The organism is Microbispora amethystogenes (assembly GCF_016863015.1).
GTDB lineage: Bacteria > Actinomycetota > Actinomycetes > Streptosporangiales > Streptosporangiaceae > Microbispora > Microbispora amethystogenes.
The window spans coordinates 1-14,394 of the sequence record NZ_BOOB01000041.1 but is presented as its reverse complement, the minus strand read 5'-3'; the positions used below and the strand labels follow the sequence as shown (position 1 = coordinate 14,394).

The window sequence follows — 14,394 nt, the reverse complement described above, 5'->3', positions numbered from 1 at the left end:
AGCGACGGCAGCGACGTCGGCACGATGTACTCCGACCACCCCTACATCCCGTTGAACGGGTTGTCTTCCGCGCAGAGCGCCGTGGCGGCCGACTTCCTCCGCGTCCTCACCACGTGGGCGGGCGCCCGGGACCGCTTCACCGAGCTGGGGTTCCGCGGCCCGTCCCACGAGCTCACCGAGAACATCACCAAGGAGAACGGCGCCCCGGGCGTCCCCCTGCCCAAACCGCTCGCCGATCCCCCCGCCGACTTCGTGGACGGGCTCCTGACCGCCTGGCGGGAGCTGAGAAAGTCGGCCAACGTGCTGGTGCTGATCGACACCTCCGGTTCGATGAACTACGACGCCAAGGACAATCCCAATCGAGCGCCCAGCGAGCCGAGCAAGCTCGACCTGGTCAAGAAGGCGCACGGCCCCCTGCTCGACGGGTTCACCGAACGTGACCGGGTCGGGCTGTGGCACTTCTCCAGCACGCACGTCGTCGACGACGAGATCGCCGAGATGGGCGCCCGGGCCGCCGACGGCAGGACTCACAGTGAGCACCTCGAAGCGCACATCAGGGCCCTTCGGCCCCGAGCGGCCACCGCGCTGTACCAGACCATCGGCGACGCCGTGAAGTCGCTGCGCGACCACTACGACGACAAGGCCATCAACGCCGTCGTCGTGCTGACCGACGGCCGCAACGAGACCGCCGGCGGTCCCACGCTCGACGAGCTCAAGCGCGCCATCGGTGGCCTGGACAATCCCGTACGCGTGTTCACCATCGCCTACGGCGGCAAGGCCGACACCGGCGCGCTGCGGCAGATCGCCGAGGCCACCCACGCCCGCGCGTACGAGGCGAGCGACCCCAACTCGATCGCGGGGGTGCTGACCCACGTCATCTCGAACTTCTGAGCCGCCTTATGAGCGCGGCCGGCCTCGGCCGGGTCAGATGCGGTAGTCCCAGTCGAGGCGGCCCTCGCCGAGATCGTCGGCGAGGCCGCGGACGAAGTCGAGCTCGGCCGCGATCTGAACCCGCTGATACTCGCTCTCCACGAGGAACAGCGGGGCGAGGAAGGTCCGGCCGTCCGCGATCTCGGTGTCGAGCGCGGACAGCCGGGCCTCCAGCGCGGCGATCCGCTGCCGCAGCGCCGCCAGCGCCTCCTGGGGCGGCAGCACGGGCAGGAAGGCGAGCGCGGCGGGGAACTCGGGGAACTCGCGGGCCGGGGTGGACAGCATGGCGTGCATCCACTGCCGCAGCGTCTCGCGGCCGGTCTCGGTGGCCTCGTAGACGGTGCGTTCCGGCCGGTTCTCCTCGCGGGCCGTCTCGCGTACGGCCAGGAGCCCGTCGCGGAGCAGGCGCTCGATCGTCTGGTAGACGCTGTTGCGCTGCGCGACGTTGACCACGTCGTCCTTGTGCCGCTCCTTGATCATCTGCTGCATCCGGTACGCGTGCATCGGCGCCTCGCAGACCAGCGACAACAGCGCCATGGCCAGGGGAGAACGGCGCGTGGGCATGGGCTCCATCGTATTCTTGTCGGCTTATAGTCATAATATGTATAGTCATGGCATGACCAAGAAAGCCATTATCATCGGCGGCGGGATCGCGGGTCCCGTCACGGCCATGGCACTGCGGCGCGCGGGCCTCGACGCCGAGGTCTTCGAGGCGTACGACCGGGGAGCCGACGGGGTCGGCGCCTTCCTCACGCTGGCGGTCAACGGACTGGAGGCCCTGCGGGTGCTCGACCTGCACGACCTCGTCCGCGATCTCGGCATGGACACGCCGATCATGGAGATCCGCAACGCGCGGGGCAGGCATCTGGCCACTGTGCGGCAGCCGAGCCGCACGCTGAAGCGCGCCGATCTCTACCAGGCGCTGCGCGACGAGGCCGTACGGCGGGGTGTGCGGGTCCACTACGGCAGGCGGCTCGTGGACGCGAAGGTCGCCGGTGGCGGCGTCCGCGCGATCTTCGCCGACGGCAGCGAGGCCGAGGGTGACCTGCTGGTCGGCGCGGACGGCCTGGGCTCGCGCACCCGTGCCCTGATCGACCCTCAGGCGCCGCGCCCCCGGTACGTCGGGCTGCTGAACACGGGCGGCTTCGCCGGCGGCGTCCAGGTGCCGGGCCGGCCGGGAGTGTCCTACTTCGTCTTCGGCAGGCGGTGCTTCTTCGGCTATCTCATCCATCCGGAGGGGCAGGTGTGGTGGTTCGCCAACCCGCCGAGCCGCCGGGAGCTCTCCCCGGAGGAGCTCGCGGCGATCTCGCCCGAGCAGTGGCGGGCGAGGCTTCTGGACCTGTTCGAGGGCGACGCCGGGCCGATGCGGGAGATCGTCGCGGCCACCCCGCACATCCTGCCGGCCTGGAACACCTACGACTTCCCGACCGTGCCGACCTGGTCAGGCGACCGCATGGTGATCGTCGGCGACGCCGCGCACGCGACCTCGCCGTCCTCAGGGCAAGGTGCGTCGATGGCCGTCGAGGACGCCGTGGTGCTGGCGAGATGCCTGCGCGACGTGCCGGACACGCGGGGCGCGTTCGCCGCCTTCGAGCGCCTGCGGCGTGAGCGGGTCGAGCGGGTCGTGGCGCACGGCAAGCGCAACGGCGACGGCAAGGCGCCGGGCGCCGCCGGGGCCTTCGTCCGCGACCTGTTCCTCCCGGTGGTCCTGCGGCAGGTCGAGAAGCGTGACGCCCTGGCCTGGCTGCACGACCACCGCATCGCCTGGGACGACCGCGTCGCGGTTTAATTGACCGATCGTTCTCGAATGTTCTAGGGTCGGGGCCATGCCCAGGACCAAGGAGTTCGACCCCGGCGCGGTGCTGGAGCGGGCACTCGACCTGTTCTGGCGGCGCGGATACGAGGCCACGTCGATGGCCGACCTGGTCGAGCATCTCGGCATCGGCCGCGCCAGCATCTACGCCACCTTCGGCGGCAAGCACGACCTCTACCTGAAGGCCCTGGAGCGGTACGTCCAGACCCGCGACCCGAGCCTCGTGGAGCTGCTGTCCCAGCCCGGTCCCGCCCTGCCGGCCGTACGCGCCCTGGTCGAGCTGTACGCCGAGGACGCGGCGGGCGACCGCGACCGGCGCGGCTGCATGGTCGTGAACGCCGCGGCCGAGCTGCTGCCGGACGACCAGCCGGTGGCCCGGTTCGTCGAGGCGAGCTGGACCGGCCTGGAGACGGCGCTGACCTCGGCGCTGATCCGCGCTCGGGCCCAGGGGGAGATCTCCGCCGAGGCCGACCCCCGGGCGCTGGCGCGGTTCCTGCTCGTCTTCCTGCAGGGGATGCGGGTGATGGGGAAGAGCCACGGAGACCCCGCCCGCCTCCGCGACGCCGCCGCCCAGGCCCTCGCGCTCCTGCGCTGATCTTGCGGCGGGTGAGTTCACGCGCCGTAATTTTTGACCATTCGTTCCAATTGGATCGCGGCCGCGACGGTCGCCGCCGCGTCGACCCGGCAAGGAGTGCGGATGAGGTTCGCGGACAAGGTGGTGCTGGTCACCGGAGCGGGTTCCGGGGCCGGCCGGGCGGTCGCCCGGGGGTTCGCCCGGGAGGGCGCGGTGGTGGTGGCGGCCTCGCGGGGGCGGGAGGCGCTGGAGCAGACCGTCAAGCTCATCGAGGCCGAGGGCGGCCGGGCCGCCGCCGTCACGGCCGACGTGACCGACTCGCCGGATGTGGCCCGGCTCGTCCGGCAGATCGTCACCCGGTTCGGCCGCCTCGACGTCGCGGTCAACAACGCCGGGATCTTCGTGGGCGGCGCCGTCGCGGACCTGCCGGAGGAGGACTGGGCGCGGGCCCTCCACGTCAACACGACGGGCGTCTTCCTCGCCATGAAACACGAGATCGCCGTGATGCGCGCGCAGGGTTCCGGGGTGATCGTGAACGTCGCCTCGAACATCGGGGCCCACGTCCGCTATCCCGGTCTCGGCGCGTACGCCGCGTCCAAGGCCGCCGTCAGCGCGCTCACCCGTACGGCCGCGCTGGAGGAGATTCGGGCGGGCATCAGGATCAACGCGGTCAGCCCGGGCCCGCTGGACACGGCGATGTCCCTGCGCCCCGGGGAGTCAGCGGCCGACCGGGCCGCCCGGCTGGCGGACGCGCTGCCGATCGGCCGGGTCGGCGCCCTCGACGAGATCACCGGGACCGTGCTCTGGCTCGCCTCCGACGACGCCGGCTTCGCCGTGGGGCTCGACCTGGTGATCGACGGCGGCGCCTCGGCGTGACCCTCCCGCGACGGCGCGGGCGTAGCGGGTGGTCAGCACGCGCAGGTGGTCGACCAGCTCGGGCGGGCCGGTGACCTCGAAGTCGAGGTCGAGCAGGCCGAGGTGGACGGCGAGGCTGTTCAGGGTGTCGGACCCGGTGACCAGCACGCAGGTGCGGCCGTCGACGTCCTCCACGACGCCGACGGCGGGGTTGATCCGCTCAGCGACCACCTCGGCGGGGGCGTGGACGAGCACCCGGGCGTGGTGCCGCCAGGCCGCCGCCGACACGCCCCGGGCGACGTACGCCGCCGCGCCGCCCTCGGGCGGGTCCCGGGGCGGGAAGCGGGGGCCGGTGGGCGTGCGCGGCGCGACACGGTCCACCCGGAACGTGCGCCAGTCGTCCCGGCCGGTGTCCCAGGCCACCAGATACCAGCGGCGGCCCCAGGACACGAGCCGGTATGGCTCGACGACCCGGACGCCGGAGGAGCCGTCGTGCGCCCGGTAGTCGAAGCGCAGCCGTTCGCGGTCGCGGCAGGCCGCCGCGAGCACGCTCAGCACCGCGGGGTCGATCACCGGGCCCGGCCGGTCCGGCGGCACCGGCTCGGTGTGCGTCTGCAGGGCCCCGACCCGGCGGCGCAGGCGTGAGGGCAGCACCTGTTCGAGCTTGACGGCGGCGCGCTCGGCCGCCTCCTCGATCCCCGTCACCCCGGCGGCGGCCCGGAGCCCGATCGCCGCGGCCACCGCCTCGTCGTCGTCCAGGAGCAGGGGCGGCATCGCGGCCCCGGCGACCAGCCGGTAGCCGCCGTCCGTGCCCCGGGTGGACTCCACCGGATAGCCGAGCTCGCGCAGCCGGTCGACGTCGCGGCGCACCGTCCGCTCGCTCACGCCGAGCCGGTCGGCCAGGGTCGCGCCGGGCCAGTCGCGTCTGGCCTGGAGCAACGACAGCAGGCGCAGCAGCCGCGCCGAGGTTTCCAGCATGTTCTCAGTCTGACGGCACTTCAGGACAGAACCTGTCCGGAAGGGTCCGTACCGTCTTCTTCATGAGCGAGAACACACAGACCGCGTCTCTGATCAGGCCCTTCCGCATCGATGTCCCGCAGGCCGACCTGGACGACCTGAAGGACCGGCTCGCCCGGACCCGCTGGCCCGACGAGATCCCCGGCACGGGGGCGGAGTACGGCGTGCCGGTCGAGCGCGTGAAGCGGCTGGCCGACTACTGGCGCGACGGGTACGACTGGCGGGCCCACGAGGCCGAGATCAACCGGTATCCCCAGTTCACCACCGAGATCGACGGGCAGAACATCCACTTCCTGCACGTGCGGTCGCCGCACGAGGACGCCCTCCCGCTGATCCTCACGCACGGCTGGCCGGGCTCGATCGCCGAGTATCTCAACGTCATCGAGCCGCTGACGAACCCCGAGGACCCGGCGCGGGCGTTCCACCTGGTGATCCCCTCGCTGCCCGGCTTCGGCTTCTCCGGCCCGACGAGGGAGAAGGGCTGGAACCGCTACCGTACGGCGCGGGCCTGGGCGGAGCTCATGCGGCGGCTCGGCTACGACCGGTACGGCGCGGTGGGCAACGACGGCGGGTCGTTCGTCTCGCCCGAGGTCGGCCGGGTGGACCCCGGGCACGTCGTCGGCGTCCACGTCACGCAGATCTACTCCTTCCCCTCCGGCGACCCGGCGGAGATGGCGAACCTCACCGACGAGGACCGGCGAGGCCTGGAGGTGCTGCAGTGGTTCTACGAGAACAAGATGTCGTTCAACATGGTCCACTCGCAGCAGCCGCAGACGCTGTCGTACGGGATCTTCGACTCGCCGGCCGGGCTGCTCGGCTGGAACGCCCAGTTGCTCGGCGAGGACGTCGACGACGACTTCGTCCTGACCAACACGATGCTCTACTGGGCGACCGGCACCGCCACCTCGGCCACCCGCTTCTACTACGAGGACGCGCACGCCGAACATCCGACGGAGCCGACGACGGTCCCGCTCGGCCTGGCGATGTTCGAGGGCGACTTCGTGTCCATGCGCACCTTCGCCGAGCGCGACCACAAGAACATCGTCCACTGGCGGTCCTACGACGCGGGCGGCCACTACGCCGCCCATCTCCGGCCGGACGTGCTCGCCGCCGATCTGCGCGACTTCTACGACACCCTGCGGTGAAGCGGGGCGTATCCGGTTTCTTGACCTGATCCGGGGCGTGCGGGGGAATGCCGGTCGCCGCACGCGGAGCGGGCATCGGGAATGATGACCACATGGGGCGAGCAACGGGGCGGACGCGGACGAGATGGATTCCGCGGGCCGTCCTAGCGCTCCTCGCGGTCGCGGGCATGGCGCTGCCGGGCACGGCGCTGGCGGGAACAGCGCTGCCGGGGACGGTGCTGCCGGGAACGGCGGCGCGGGCCGACGACGGGGAGCGCCTGCTGTTCCGGTTCCGGGACCAGCGCATCACCGAGTCGAGCGGCCTGGCCGTCTCGCCCACCCACAAGGGCATCGTCTACACCCACAACGACAGCGCCCACCTGGGGCAGATCTTCGCGGTCGGGCCGGACGGCCGCACCCGCGCCACCTTCACGATCGGGAACGCCGAGGCCAGGGACTGGGAGGCCATGGCGGCCTCCGTCGATCCCGCCACCGGCCGCGGCGTGCTGTGGATCGGCGACATCGGGGACAACCTCGCGGACGGCGGGAAGAACGGCTGGCCGGACGTGTCCGTCTACAAGGTCGTCGAGCCCCGGACGATGGCGGATGCGACGCTGCGGGCCGTCCGGTACCGCTTCCGCTACGCCGACGGCCCGCGCAACGCCGAAGGGCTGATGGTCCATCCCCGCACCGGACGGCTCTACGTCGTCAGCAAGGAGTTCTCCGGGAACGTCTACGCCGCCCCCGCGAAGCTCCGTACGGACAGGGTGAACGTCCTGCGGCGGGTCGGGGAGGCGCCCCTCATGGCCACCGACGCGGCGTACGCCCCCGACGGGTCGAGCTTCGTCATCCGCACGTACTTCTCCGCGACCGTCTACCGCGCGCCCGGGAAACCGCTCACGCGCGTCGCGATGCCCCCGCTCGAACAGGCCGAGTCGATCACGTACACCAAGGACGGCATGGCCCTGCTGACCGGGAGCGAAGGCGAGAAGAGCCCGGTCTACCGGGTGCCGCTGCCCGCCGTCGCGCGTCCGAGCCCCTCCCCGACCCCGATTCGAACCTCCGCCCGGCCGCGTGCGGTCGCGGCGCGGGGTGAGGAGCCCGCCGGGAAGGACGGGCTGGGCGTGCCCATGCCGTTGTTATGGGCCGCGGCCGCCCTGGGAGCGACCGGTGGCATCGCGTTCCTCGCCTACCGCACGGGCCGCTGAAGCCGCTCCCCGCCGGTTGACGGGCCGGCTGATGCGGGTCGGCTGATGGTCAGCTGACGGGCCGGCTGAGGGGCTGGCTGGTGGCCAGCGGATCGGCTGGCTGACGGCCGACCTTGGGGGCCGGGCGCCGACGGCGCCCGGCCCCTCCGGGAGCGTCCGGCGGATCACGCCCTGCCGCGCGCGGCCCGGGCGGCGTCCGCCGGACTCCCCGGCGCCGCGAGTGTCAGCCTCGCGCGTACACGCGGTGGACGAACTCGGCGAGCTTGCTGTCGGGCAGCTCCTTGGCGAGGTCGGCCTCGCTGATCATCCCGACGATGCGGTGGTTGTCGATCACCGGCATCCGCTTGATCTGGTGCTCCTCCATCTTCGCCAGGGCCTCCTCGACGCTGGCGCCGGCGTCCACCCAGACCAGGCCGCGGGCGAGTTCGCTCGCCGTGGTCTGGTCGAGGTCCTTGCCCTCCGCGACGCACTTGATGACGATGTCGCGGTCGGTGATGATGCCCTTGAGCCGGTCGTCGTCCCCGCAGATGGGGAGCGCGCCGACGTTCATGTCGCGCATCATCTCCGCGGCCGTGCGCAGGCTCTCGTGCTCGCCGACGCACTGGGCGCCCTCGTGCATGACCTGGCCCGCGGTCTTGTTCACTCCCTCTGTGGTCATAGCTAACCCCCGATTCCCTCTTTTGGGGGGTTATGCCCCGTTTATCCGGAATGCTTCACAGTCGAGGCAGGAAGTGCTCCCCGCGCAGCGCGCGCTCCACCAGCGTGATCGACTCGGCCAGCCGTACCAGGCGGGGACCCTCCCGCCGGTAGGCGTCAAGGACGGAGGCGACCGCGTGCGGCGGCAGGTGCTCCTTGAGGTCCACGGCGGCGCCGCGGTATCCCTCCCTGGCCGCCTGGATGGAGGCGCCCACCTGCTGGCGGGCCATCCGGGCGAGCGCGAGCGGATACCGGCGCAGCACGCCGTACGCGCGGTAGTCCGGCGGCACGGCGTCGAGCAGCCACGACACGGCCGACGTCTCCCAGTCGGGGCTGCCCGGCGGGCGGACCTCCGGCGGCCAGCCGGGTGGCACGTACACCCCGCAAGCATACCGAACAGAAGTTCGATCACGACGTGGCGGCTCCGGTCGCGCGACAATGGGACACATGCCTCTGACAGCCCTGACGTCATGAGAATCGGGATCGTCGGCGCCGGCATCCTCGGGCTCGCCGTGGCCCGGCGGATGGCGCGCGAGGGCGCCGAGGTGACCGTCCTGGAGAAGGAACCCCGGGTCGCCGCCCACCAGACCGGGCACAACAGCGGGGTCGTCCACGCCGGGATCTACTACCAGCCGGGCTCGCTCAAGGCCACGCTCTGCCGGGAGGGCGTCGCGATGCTGCGCGAGTACTGCGCCGAGCACGGCCTGCCGTACGAGGAGGCGGGCAAGCTCGTCGTCGCCTCGACCCGGGCCGAACTGCCGGGGCTGCGCCGCATCGCCGAGAGGGCCAGGGAGAACGGCGTGCCCGGCGTCGCCGAGCTCGACGCGATCGGCCTGCGGGAGATCGAGCCGTACGCCGCCGGGGTCGCCGCGGTCCACTCGCCGCACACCGCGATCACCGACTTCGCGGCCGTCGCGCGCCGCCTCGCCGCCGACGTGGCCGAGGCCGGCGGGTCCGTACGGCTCTCGCATCCCGTACGCGCGATCCGGCAGACCGCGGACGGCGTGCTGGTGGCGGCGGGGCGGGAGCGGTTCGCCTTCGACCGGCTGATTTCCTGCGCCGGTCTCGGCACCGACCGCGTGGCGGAACTGGCGGGGGCGGACGGCGACGTGCGCATCGTCCCGTTCCGGGGGGAGTACTACCGGCTCGCCGGACCGGCCGCGGCCCTCGTCCGCGGGCTGATCTATCCCGTGCCGGACCCCCGCTACCCCTTCCTCGGTGTCCACCTGACCCGCCGGATCGACGGGGAGGTCCTCGCCGGGCCCAACGCCGTCCCCGCGCTCGCCCTGGAGGGCTACTCGTGGCGGCGCGTCTCGCCACGCGACCTGCGCGCCATCCTGTCCTGGCCGGGCACCAGGAAGATGGCGGCCGAGCACTGGCGGACCGGCGTGCGCGAGGTGTACGGCTCGCTGGTCAAGCGGGCGTTCACGGCCGCCGCCCGGCGGTACGTCCCCGCGCTGACCCCCGCCGATCTCGTCCGCGCCGGATCCGGCGTACGGGCCCAGGCGGTGACCAGGGACGGCAGGCTTCTGGACGACTTCGCGATCGACGTGCGCGGGCGGATCGTGCTGGTGCGCAACGCGCCGTCGCCCGCCGCCACGAGCAGCCTGGCCATCGCGCGGCACATCGCCTTAACGGTTCCCTTAGCCTTCTAGGTCTAGAGTGCTGGCGCCATGGTCGCTGAAACTTCCGAAGCCCGGCTGCTGGTCGTCGAGGACGAGCCGAACATCCTCGAACTGCTCGCGGCCAGTCTGCGCTACGCCGGATTCGAGGTGCACACCGCGTCCGACGGCGGCGCGGCGGTCGCCGCGGCCTACCGGCACCGCCCGGACCTGATCGTGCTCGACGTCATGCTGCCCGACATGGACGGGTTCGACATCGTACGGAGGCTCCGTGGCGGCGGCACCCACACCCCCGTCGTCTTCCTCACGGCGCGGGACGCGACCGAGGACAAGATCCGGGGGCTGACGCTCGGCGGCGACGACTACGTGACCAAGCCGTTCAGCCTGGAGGAGGTCATCGCCCGCATCCGGGCCGTGCTGCGCCGCACCGCCGGCGACCCGTTGCCGGCCCCGCCGCGGCTGACCTTCGCCGACATCGAACTGGACGAGGAGTCCCACGAGGTCTGGCGCGGCGGCCGCGTCGTGTCGCTGTCGCCGACGGAGTTCAAGCTGCTGCGCTACTTCATGGCCAACGCCGGCCGGGTGCTGTCCAAGGCGCAGATCCTCGACCACGTGTGGGACTACGACTTCCGCGGCGACGCGGGGATCGTCGAGTCGTACGTCTCGGTGCTCCGCCGCAAACTCGACAACGCCAATTCCCGGGCCCATCCCCGGCTCATCCACACCCTGCGCGGCGTCGGCTACGTCATGCGCACCCCACCCACCCGCCCCTGATCCATACGAGGCGGCGCGTCTCGCCTACGAACTGGGCAGGGCGGGTCCGCTCGATGCCGACGATCCGACGAGCGGCCGGGCGGTGGTTTCCGGGTCCGGGACGCTCCGGGGCCGCTGATAGGCCGCTCGGACGACGGCGCGTTCCCGCCACAGGTGATAGAGCGCGATCGCGAAAATCACCGAGCCGATCAGGTTGGCGATGGCGTGCCACCAGATCCGGTACGTCCACAGGCCGGGCCCCGGGTCCAGCAGCCCGAACCAGGTCGACAGGCCGATCGCCTGCTTGGCTCCCAGCGCGACGGACACCATCAGCGCGAGGTGTTCCAGACCGTGGATGCCCTGCATCCACACTCCCATCCGCCCCCACCGGCGTGCCTGGGTCCGTCCCGCCCAGCGGGTGATCACCATGACTCCGGCGAGGCCGGCGAGGAAGACGAAGTTGCCGGTCAGATGCAGGATCTCCATGCCCAGTGATGGCTTGGACGGGTCGACCCGGCCGAACCCGTTCGCCAGGCCCGTCCCCAGCGGGGTCATCCACGGCTGGGCGTTCGGGTGGAAGACCCAGTAGGCGGCCTGCGCGACGTGCTCCTGGAGATGCCCGATCTGCCCCGCTATCCCCAGCCCGATGACCGCGACCGCTGCCGGGAACATCCAAGGCCGCACCTCGTGGCGCTGCGCGTACGCGAGGACGGCGACGGCGCCCCACATGACGACGGCCCACGCCAGGAGGACGGCCGCTCCCGCGATCTCCCACCATTCCACGCTCATCGGACTCATGCCGCTCCCTCCCGCAGGCCCGCTACGGCCCGTCAGACGCCGGTGATCCCTCCCCCGATCATTGCCGTGTGCGACACCCCTGCCATCTCCGAGCGTGCGGGATGGCCGCTGCCGCACTCCCTTCTCCGGCTTCGTCGCAGCCGACCTTCCGCTGGAGCAAGTTGTACGCGGTGCGGCCCTGATCCCGTAGCCGCGAGAACGCCGCTCAGAACAGACTCGGATGATCGATCATCTTGTCGGCCGCCTCGATGATCGACGCGGCCGCGGTCAACGCGCGTTCCGCCTCCTCCCGCTCGACGGACTCGTCGGGGAACATGGGGTACTCAAGTTCGTTCCTGCGGCGTCGCATCACCCCGAAGGGCTCGAAGGCGGACCCGAACTGGCGGGTCACTGCCTGTTGAACGGCGTAGTGGCCGCCGGAAGTGGTCGCGCGCAGCCCTTGCTGGGCCAAAAGCCCAGCACAGGCGAATCTGGCGGCGTCGTACGCAAGGGTATAGGCAGAGATCGGATCGGACTCGATCAGTTCTCGCGCGCTGGACAGGACGACGCCGGCCTTCTGCAACCAGCCTGCTCCCTCAGCGGCACCGCCGTGGACGCGCTGTAGTTCTTTCGCGGCAAGCATGCGTTCGATATCGGCTTCGCCGCGTGTCCATCGCATCAGTGCTCGCTCCCCTTCCGTCCCGCATGGGCGGAGGTGAGGTCGATCGTCGGACTGGCTTTGATTTGGCGGATCAGAGCGTCGGATGCCGTCTGCCAGCGCCGGCTGGAGGCGAGGACAGGGTTGACAGGCAGCCCGATACGCTCCTGCGCGCGGTCTGCTGCCGCGTAGACCTCGGCCCGGTCTGCGTCACCGACCACGAGAACGTCGACGTCGTGGGGGGGAGGGCCAGGCTCGCCACGGTGACGGGCCGCCCACGAACCGAAGATGAGCAGGAGTTCCATTTCCGGGATCGAACCGAACTCTTCGGCGATGACGACGCCTGGGCCATAGAGATACCTCAGTATCTCAGTCAGTGGGTTCGTGATCGGGTGGCTCGTATCGACCTCAAGGACCCGTGATCGGCCGACGACCGTTACAGTCAGAAGCCCGGCCTCTTCGAGGCGATGAATCTCCGGATGCAGGGTGGATGGGCTCACACCCAACTCTCGTGCGAGAGACGCCAACGTCCATGTGCGGTCAGTCTGTAAGCAAAGCGCGGCGAGCAGCCTCGCTTGTGTGTCGCTGCGGAAGATGGGCACTCCACGCTGGCCGATGCTTCGCATGCTTCGAATATATCTTCGCTTTTTTCGAACTTCAACCCTCTGTGCTGAGCTGACAGCATAGTGTCACAGCGGGTCGCTCGTGCCGGGCCATCGCGGTGGGCGTGCGTCCACTCGCCGGGCCTCGGGTTCAGCGGCACGAACCAAGTCGACAGGCCGATCGCCTGTCTGACTCAAGTCATCCTCGCTCACGTCGAACGCTGGGCAGGCTGTACGCGGTGCTGGGGTGCCGGGGGCTCAGTGGGGGGCGGGGAAGCCTTCGTCGGGGAAGGCGGTGGTCGTCGTGGGGAGGACGACCTGGTCGCCTTCGGAGAGGCCGGTGACGACCTCCACACTGGTGTCGCCGCGTACGCCGACTTCGACGGACCGCTGGACTTGGGCGCCGCCGCCGTCGGTCACCGTCACCACGGCCGTGCCGTCGCCCTGGACGCGTACGGCCTGGGAGGGGACGTAGAGTGCGTCGGCCGCCTCGTCGGTGGTCACCTTGACGGTGGCGCTCTGCCCCAGCAGCAGCCGGGCGGGGCGGCTGGCGAGGTCGATGCGTACGCCGTAGCGGACGAGCCGGTTGGAAGTGGTCGCGGTGGGGTCGATGTGGGCGACCGTCCCGGCGTACTCCCGTCCCGGTTGCGTGGGCAGCGTGACGACGGCGGCCTGACCGGTCTTCAGGAAGCGGATGTCCGACTCCGTGAACAGCGCCTGCACCTGCAGGTTGTCGAGGTCGCCCAGGGTGATGAAGGCGCCCGAGGTGTAATGGGAGCCCGTGCTTCCCGAGATCGACAGCACCGTGCCGTCCGCCGGGGCCTTGATCCGGATGCCCGCGAGGGCCTCCTTGGCCTCGGCCAGTTCGGTCGTCGCCTGGCTGACCTGCGCTTCGGCCTGCGCCTCGGTGAGCCGCGCGCCCCCCTGACCCGTCTGTCCGCCTCGGCCGCCCTGTCCGCCTTGACCCGCCTGGCCGCCTCCGAAGCCCGTACGTCCTGGAGTGCCCTGGCCCCGGCCGCCCTGCCCGTGCGGGTTCTGTCCCTTTCCGCCCTGGTCGGGCGCGCAGGTGCCGGAGGGACGGCCGGGGGAGGGGCTCGGCGATGAGGACGGCTTCCCCGACGGCTGCCCGGGTGACTGCCCAGGCGGTGCGGTCGGTGGAATCGAGATGCTCACCTCGGGATCGGGCGCGGTCCTGCCATCGTGTCCGGGGCTCGGGCGGTGCGTCCCCGTCGGGTGCGGATGTGGATGCGGGTGCCGGCTCGGCGAGGACGCGAGCGTGGGACCGGGCCTGGGCCCGGAACCACCATGCTCACCACCCCGGTACACCGCGAGCATGGCGCTCGTGGTGCCCGTCGTTCCGTTGCTCGCGTGGATCTCGGTGCTCGCCGTGCCGGCAGTGCCGGGGCTGATCGCGAGGACGGTGCTCATGCCGCCGCCGGTCGGCGCGTACGCCGCGAGCAGGGCCGTGGCGGGCGTCGGCAACTGGTCCACGGCCCGGGAGGAAGCAGCCTGCGCGCGGGTGCCGGACGGGGGCCCGGCGGACGGGCGTGCGGACGGGTGTGCGGTGGGATGCGCGGACGGCCGGGTGGTCGGGTGCGCCGAAGGGCGGGGGGACGGCGTCGGGCAGGTCGCCTGACCGCCGCCGGAACCACCCGGCCCCGCCGATCCGGCACCAGCCCCAATCGTGCCCCCGCCAATCGTGCCCCCGCCAATCGTGCCCCCGCCAATCGTGCCCCCGCCAATCGTGCCCCCGCCAATCGTGCCC

General features: G+C 71.5%; 16 protein-coding genes and 2 pseudogenes. 9 read left to right on the top strand and 9 right to left on the bottom strand.

Translation table 11 applies throughout. The features are described 5' to 3' along the window. The first annotated feature begins 24 nt into the window (after positions 1-24). Positions 25-891 (top strand): vWA domain-containing protein, encoded by an 867-nt coding sequence (locus tag Mam01_RS25825; protein WP_204287794.1) that lies wholly within the window; start codon positions 25-27, stop codon positions 889-891. A gap of 33 nt (positions 892-924) precedes the next feature. Here Mam01_RS25825 and Mam01_RS25820 read toward each other — a convergent pair whose 3' ends face one another. Then, positions 925-1,494, bottom strand: a complete 570-nt coding sequence (locus Mam01_RS25820; protein ID WP_239101618.1) for a PadR family transcriptional regulator — start codon at positions 1,492-1,494, stop codon at positions 925-927. A 52-nt stretch (positions 1,495-1,546) separates the two neighbouring features. Between Mam01_RS25820 and Mam01_RS25815 the strand changes: the two genes are divergently transcribed. From Mam01_RS25815 to Mam01_RS36930, 3 genes are all read left to right on the top strand, one after another. Next, entirely contained in the window at positions 1,547-2,719 is a 1,173-nt protein-coding gene (locus Mam01_RS25815; RefSeq protein ID WP_204287793.1) for an FAD-dependent oxidoreductase, read from the top strand. 37 nt (positions 2,720-2,756) lie between these two features. Continuing rightward, the gene (locus tag Mam01_RS25810; RefSeq protein ID WP_204287792.1) at positions 2,757-3,338 is read left to right on the top strand and encodes a TetR/AcrR family transcriptional regulator; all 582 of its coding nucleotides are present in this window, start codon (positions 2,757-2,759) and stop codon (positions 3,336-3,338) included. Positions 3,339-3,440: 102 nt separating this feature from the next. Next, a complete protein-coding gene (locus Mam01_RS36930; RefSeq protein ID WP_239101617.1) occupies positions 3,441-4,193 on the top strand; it encodes an SDR family NAD(P)-dependent oxidoreductase in 753 nt (250 codons plus the stop codon). A 6-nt stretch (positions 4,194-4,199) separates the two neighbouring features. On the opposite strand, the pseudogene Mam01_RS25805 reads toward Mam01_RS36930, so the two are convergent. Continuing rightward, a pseudogene (locus Mam01_RS25805) lies at positions 4,200-5,150 on the bottom strand (helix-turn-helix transcriptional regulator); the annotation flags it as partial. A 62-nt stretch (positions 5,151-5,212) separates the two neighbouring features. Between Mam01_RS25805 and Mam01_RS25800 the strand changes: the two are divergent. Continuing rightward, positions 5,213-6,334 (top strand): epoxide hydrolase family protein, encoded by a 1,122-nt coding sequence (locus Mam01_RS25800; RefSeq protein ID WP_204287790.1) that lies wholly within the window; start codon positions 5,213-5,215, stop codon positions 6,332-6,334. A gap of 92 nt (positions 6,335-6,426) precedes the next feature. After that, positions 6,427-7,521, top strand: coding sequence for a hypothetical protein (locus tag Mam01_RS25795; RefSeq protein WP_239101616.1), 1,095 nt, complete (start codon positions 6,427-6,429; stop codon positions 7,519-7,521). Positions 7,522-7,744: 223 nt separating this feature from the next. Here Mam01_RS25795 and Mam01_RS25790 read toward each other — a convergent pair whose 3' ends face one another. Beyond that, positions 7,745-8,179, bottom strand: coding sequence for a CBS domain-containing protein (locus Mam01_RS25790; protein ID WP_204287789.1), 435 nt, complete (start codon positions 8,177-8,179; stop codon positions 7,745-7,747). A 55-nt stretch (positions 8,180-8,234) separates the two neighbouring features. Then, positions 8,235-8,597: a hypothetical protein gene (locus Mam01_RS25785; protein ID WP_117408357.1), complete on the bottom strand. Its 363-nt coding sequence runs from the start codon at positions 8,595-8,597 to the stop codon at positions 8,235-8,237. Between the two features lie 90 nt (positions 8,598-8,687). Between Mam01_RS25785 and lhgD the strand changes: the two genes are divergently transcribed. Together lhgD and Mam01_RS25775 are read left to right on the top strand one after the other, a co-directional pair. Further along, positions 8,688-9,872, top strand: a complete 1,185-nt coding sequence (gene lhgD, locus Mam01_RS25780) for an L-2-hydroxyglutarate dehydrogenase (RefSeq protein WP_204287788.1) — start codon at positions 8,688-8,690, stop codon at positions 9,870-9,872. A gap of 18 nt (positions 9,873-9,890) precedes the next feature. Continuing rightward, positions 9,891-10,613 carry a response regulator transcription factor gene (locus tag Mam01_RS25775; protein WP_150938816.1) on the top strand — a complete coding sequence of 241 codons (723 nt, stop codon included), beginning with the start codon at positions 9,891-9,893 and terminating at the stop codon, positions 10,611-10,613. A gap of 24 nt (positions 10,614-10,637) precedes the next feature. On the opposite strand, the gene Mam01_RS25770 is transcribed toward Mam01_RS25775, so the two are convergent. The 4 genes from Mam01_RS25770 to Mam01_RS25755 all read right to left on the bottom strand — a co-directional run bounded on the left by Mam01_RS25770 (position 10,638) and on the right by Mam01_RS25755 (position 13,802). Further along, positions 10,638-11,381, bottom strand: coding sequence for a DUF6008 family protein (locus tag Mam01_RS25770; RefSeq protein WP_204287787.1), 744 nt, complete (start codon positions 11,379-11,381; stop codon positions 10,638-10,640). Positions 11,382-11,595: 214 nt separating this feature from the next. Then, positions 11,596-12,048: a HEPN domain-containing protein gene (locus tag Mam01_RS25765; RefSeq protein ID WP_204287786.1), complete on the bottom strand. Its 453-nt coding sequence runs from the start codon at positions 12,046-12,048 to the stop codon at positions 11,596-11,598. Further along, positions 12,048-12,653 (bottom strand): winged helix-turn-helix domain-containing protein, encoded by a 606-nt coding sequence (locus Mam01_RS25760; RefSeq protein ID WP_204287785.1) that lies wholly within the window; start codon positions 12,651-12,653, stop codon positions 12,048-12,050. The genes Mam01_RS25765 and Mam01_RS25760 overlap by 1 nt, the downstream gene beginning before the upstream one ends. Positions 12,654-12,887: 234 nt before the next feature. Next, on the bottom strand, positions 12,888-13,802 hold the full coding sequence (locus tag Mam01_RS25755; protein ID WP_239101615.1) for an efflux RND transporter periplasmic adaptor subunit: 915 nt from the start codon (positions 13,800-13,802) through the stop codon (positions 12,888-12,890). Between the two features lie 160 nt (positions 13,803-13,962). Here Mam01_RS25755 and Mam01_RS36925 point away from each other — a divergent pair, with 160 nt between their 5' ends. Further along, positions 13,963-14,265 carry a hypothetical protein gene (locus Mam01_RS36925; protein WP_239101614.1) on the top strand — a complete coding sequence of 101 codons (303 nt, stop codon included), beginning with the start codon at positions 13,963-13,965 and terminating at the stop codon, positions 14,263-14,265. Positions 14,266-14,320: 55 nt separating this feature from the next. On the opposite strand, the pseudogene Mam01_RS37750 reads toward Mam01_RS36925, so the two are convergent. Then, positions 14,321-14,386: pseudogene (locus Mam01_RS37750) on the bottom strand (pentapeptide repeat-containing protein); the annotation flags it as partial. Between the last annotated feature and the right edge of the window lie 8 nt (positions 14,387-14,394).

Coding starts and splice junctions, on each gene's coding strand:
- Mam01_RS25825 (WP_204287794.1), top strand. CDS start 25: ATGTACTCCGACCACCCCTACATCCCGTTGAACGGGTTGTCTTCCGCG.
- Mam01_RS25820 (WP_239101618.1), bottom strand. CDS start 1,494: ATGCCCACGCGCCGTTCTCCCCTGGCCATGGCGCTGTTGTCGCTGGTC.
- Mam01_RS25815 (WP_204287793.1), top strand. CDS start 1,547: ATGACCAAGAAAGCCATTATCATCGGCGGCGGGATCGCGGGTCCCGTC.
- Mam01_RS25810 (WP_204287792.1), top strand. CDS start 2,757: ATGCCCAGGACCAAGGAGTTCGACCCCGGCGCGGTGCTGGAGCGGGCA.
- Mam01_RS36930 (WP_239101617.1), top strand. CDS start 3,441: ATGAGGTTCGCGGACAAGGTGGTGCTGGTCACCGGAGCGGGTTCCGGG.
- Mam01_RS25800 (WP_204287790.1), top strand. CDS start 5,213: ATGAGCGAGAACACACAGACCGCGTCTCTGATCAGGCCCTTCCGCATC.
- Mam01_RS25795 (WP_239101616.1), top strand. CDS start 6,427: ATGGGGCGAGCAACGGGGCGGACGCGGACGAGATGGATTCCGCGGGCC.
- Mam01_RS25790 (WP_204287789.1), bottom strand. CDS start 8,179: ATGACCACAGAGGGAGTGAACAAGACCGCGGGCCAGGTCATGCACGAG.
- lhgD (WP_204287788.1), top strand. CDS start 8,688: ATGAGAATCGGGATCGTCGGCGCCGGCATCCTCGGGCTCGCCGTGGCC.
- Mam01_RS25775 (WP_150938816.1), top strand. CDS start 9,891: ATGGTCGCTGAAACTTCCGAAGCCCGGCTGCTGGTCGTCGAGGACGAG.
- Mam01_RS25770 (WP_204287787.1), bottom strand. CDS start 11,381: ATGAGCGTGGAATGGTGGGAGATCGCGGGAGCGGCCGTCCTCCTGGCG.
- Mam01_RS25765 (WP_204287786.1), bottom strand. CDS start 12,048: ATGCGATGGACACGCGGCGAAGCCGATATCGAACGCATGCTTGCCGCG.
- Mam01_RS25760 (WP_204287785.1), bottom strand. CDS start 12,653: ATGCGAAGCATCGGCCAGCGTGGAGTGCCCATCTTCCGCAGCGACACA.
- Mam01_RS36925 (WP_239101614.1), top strand. CDS start 13,963: ATGGCGCTCGTGGTGCCCGTCGTTCCGTTGCTCGCGTGGATCTCGGTG.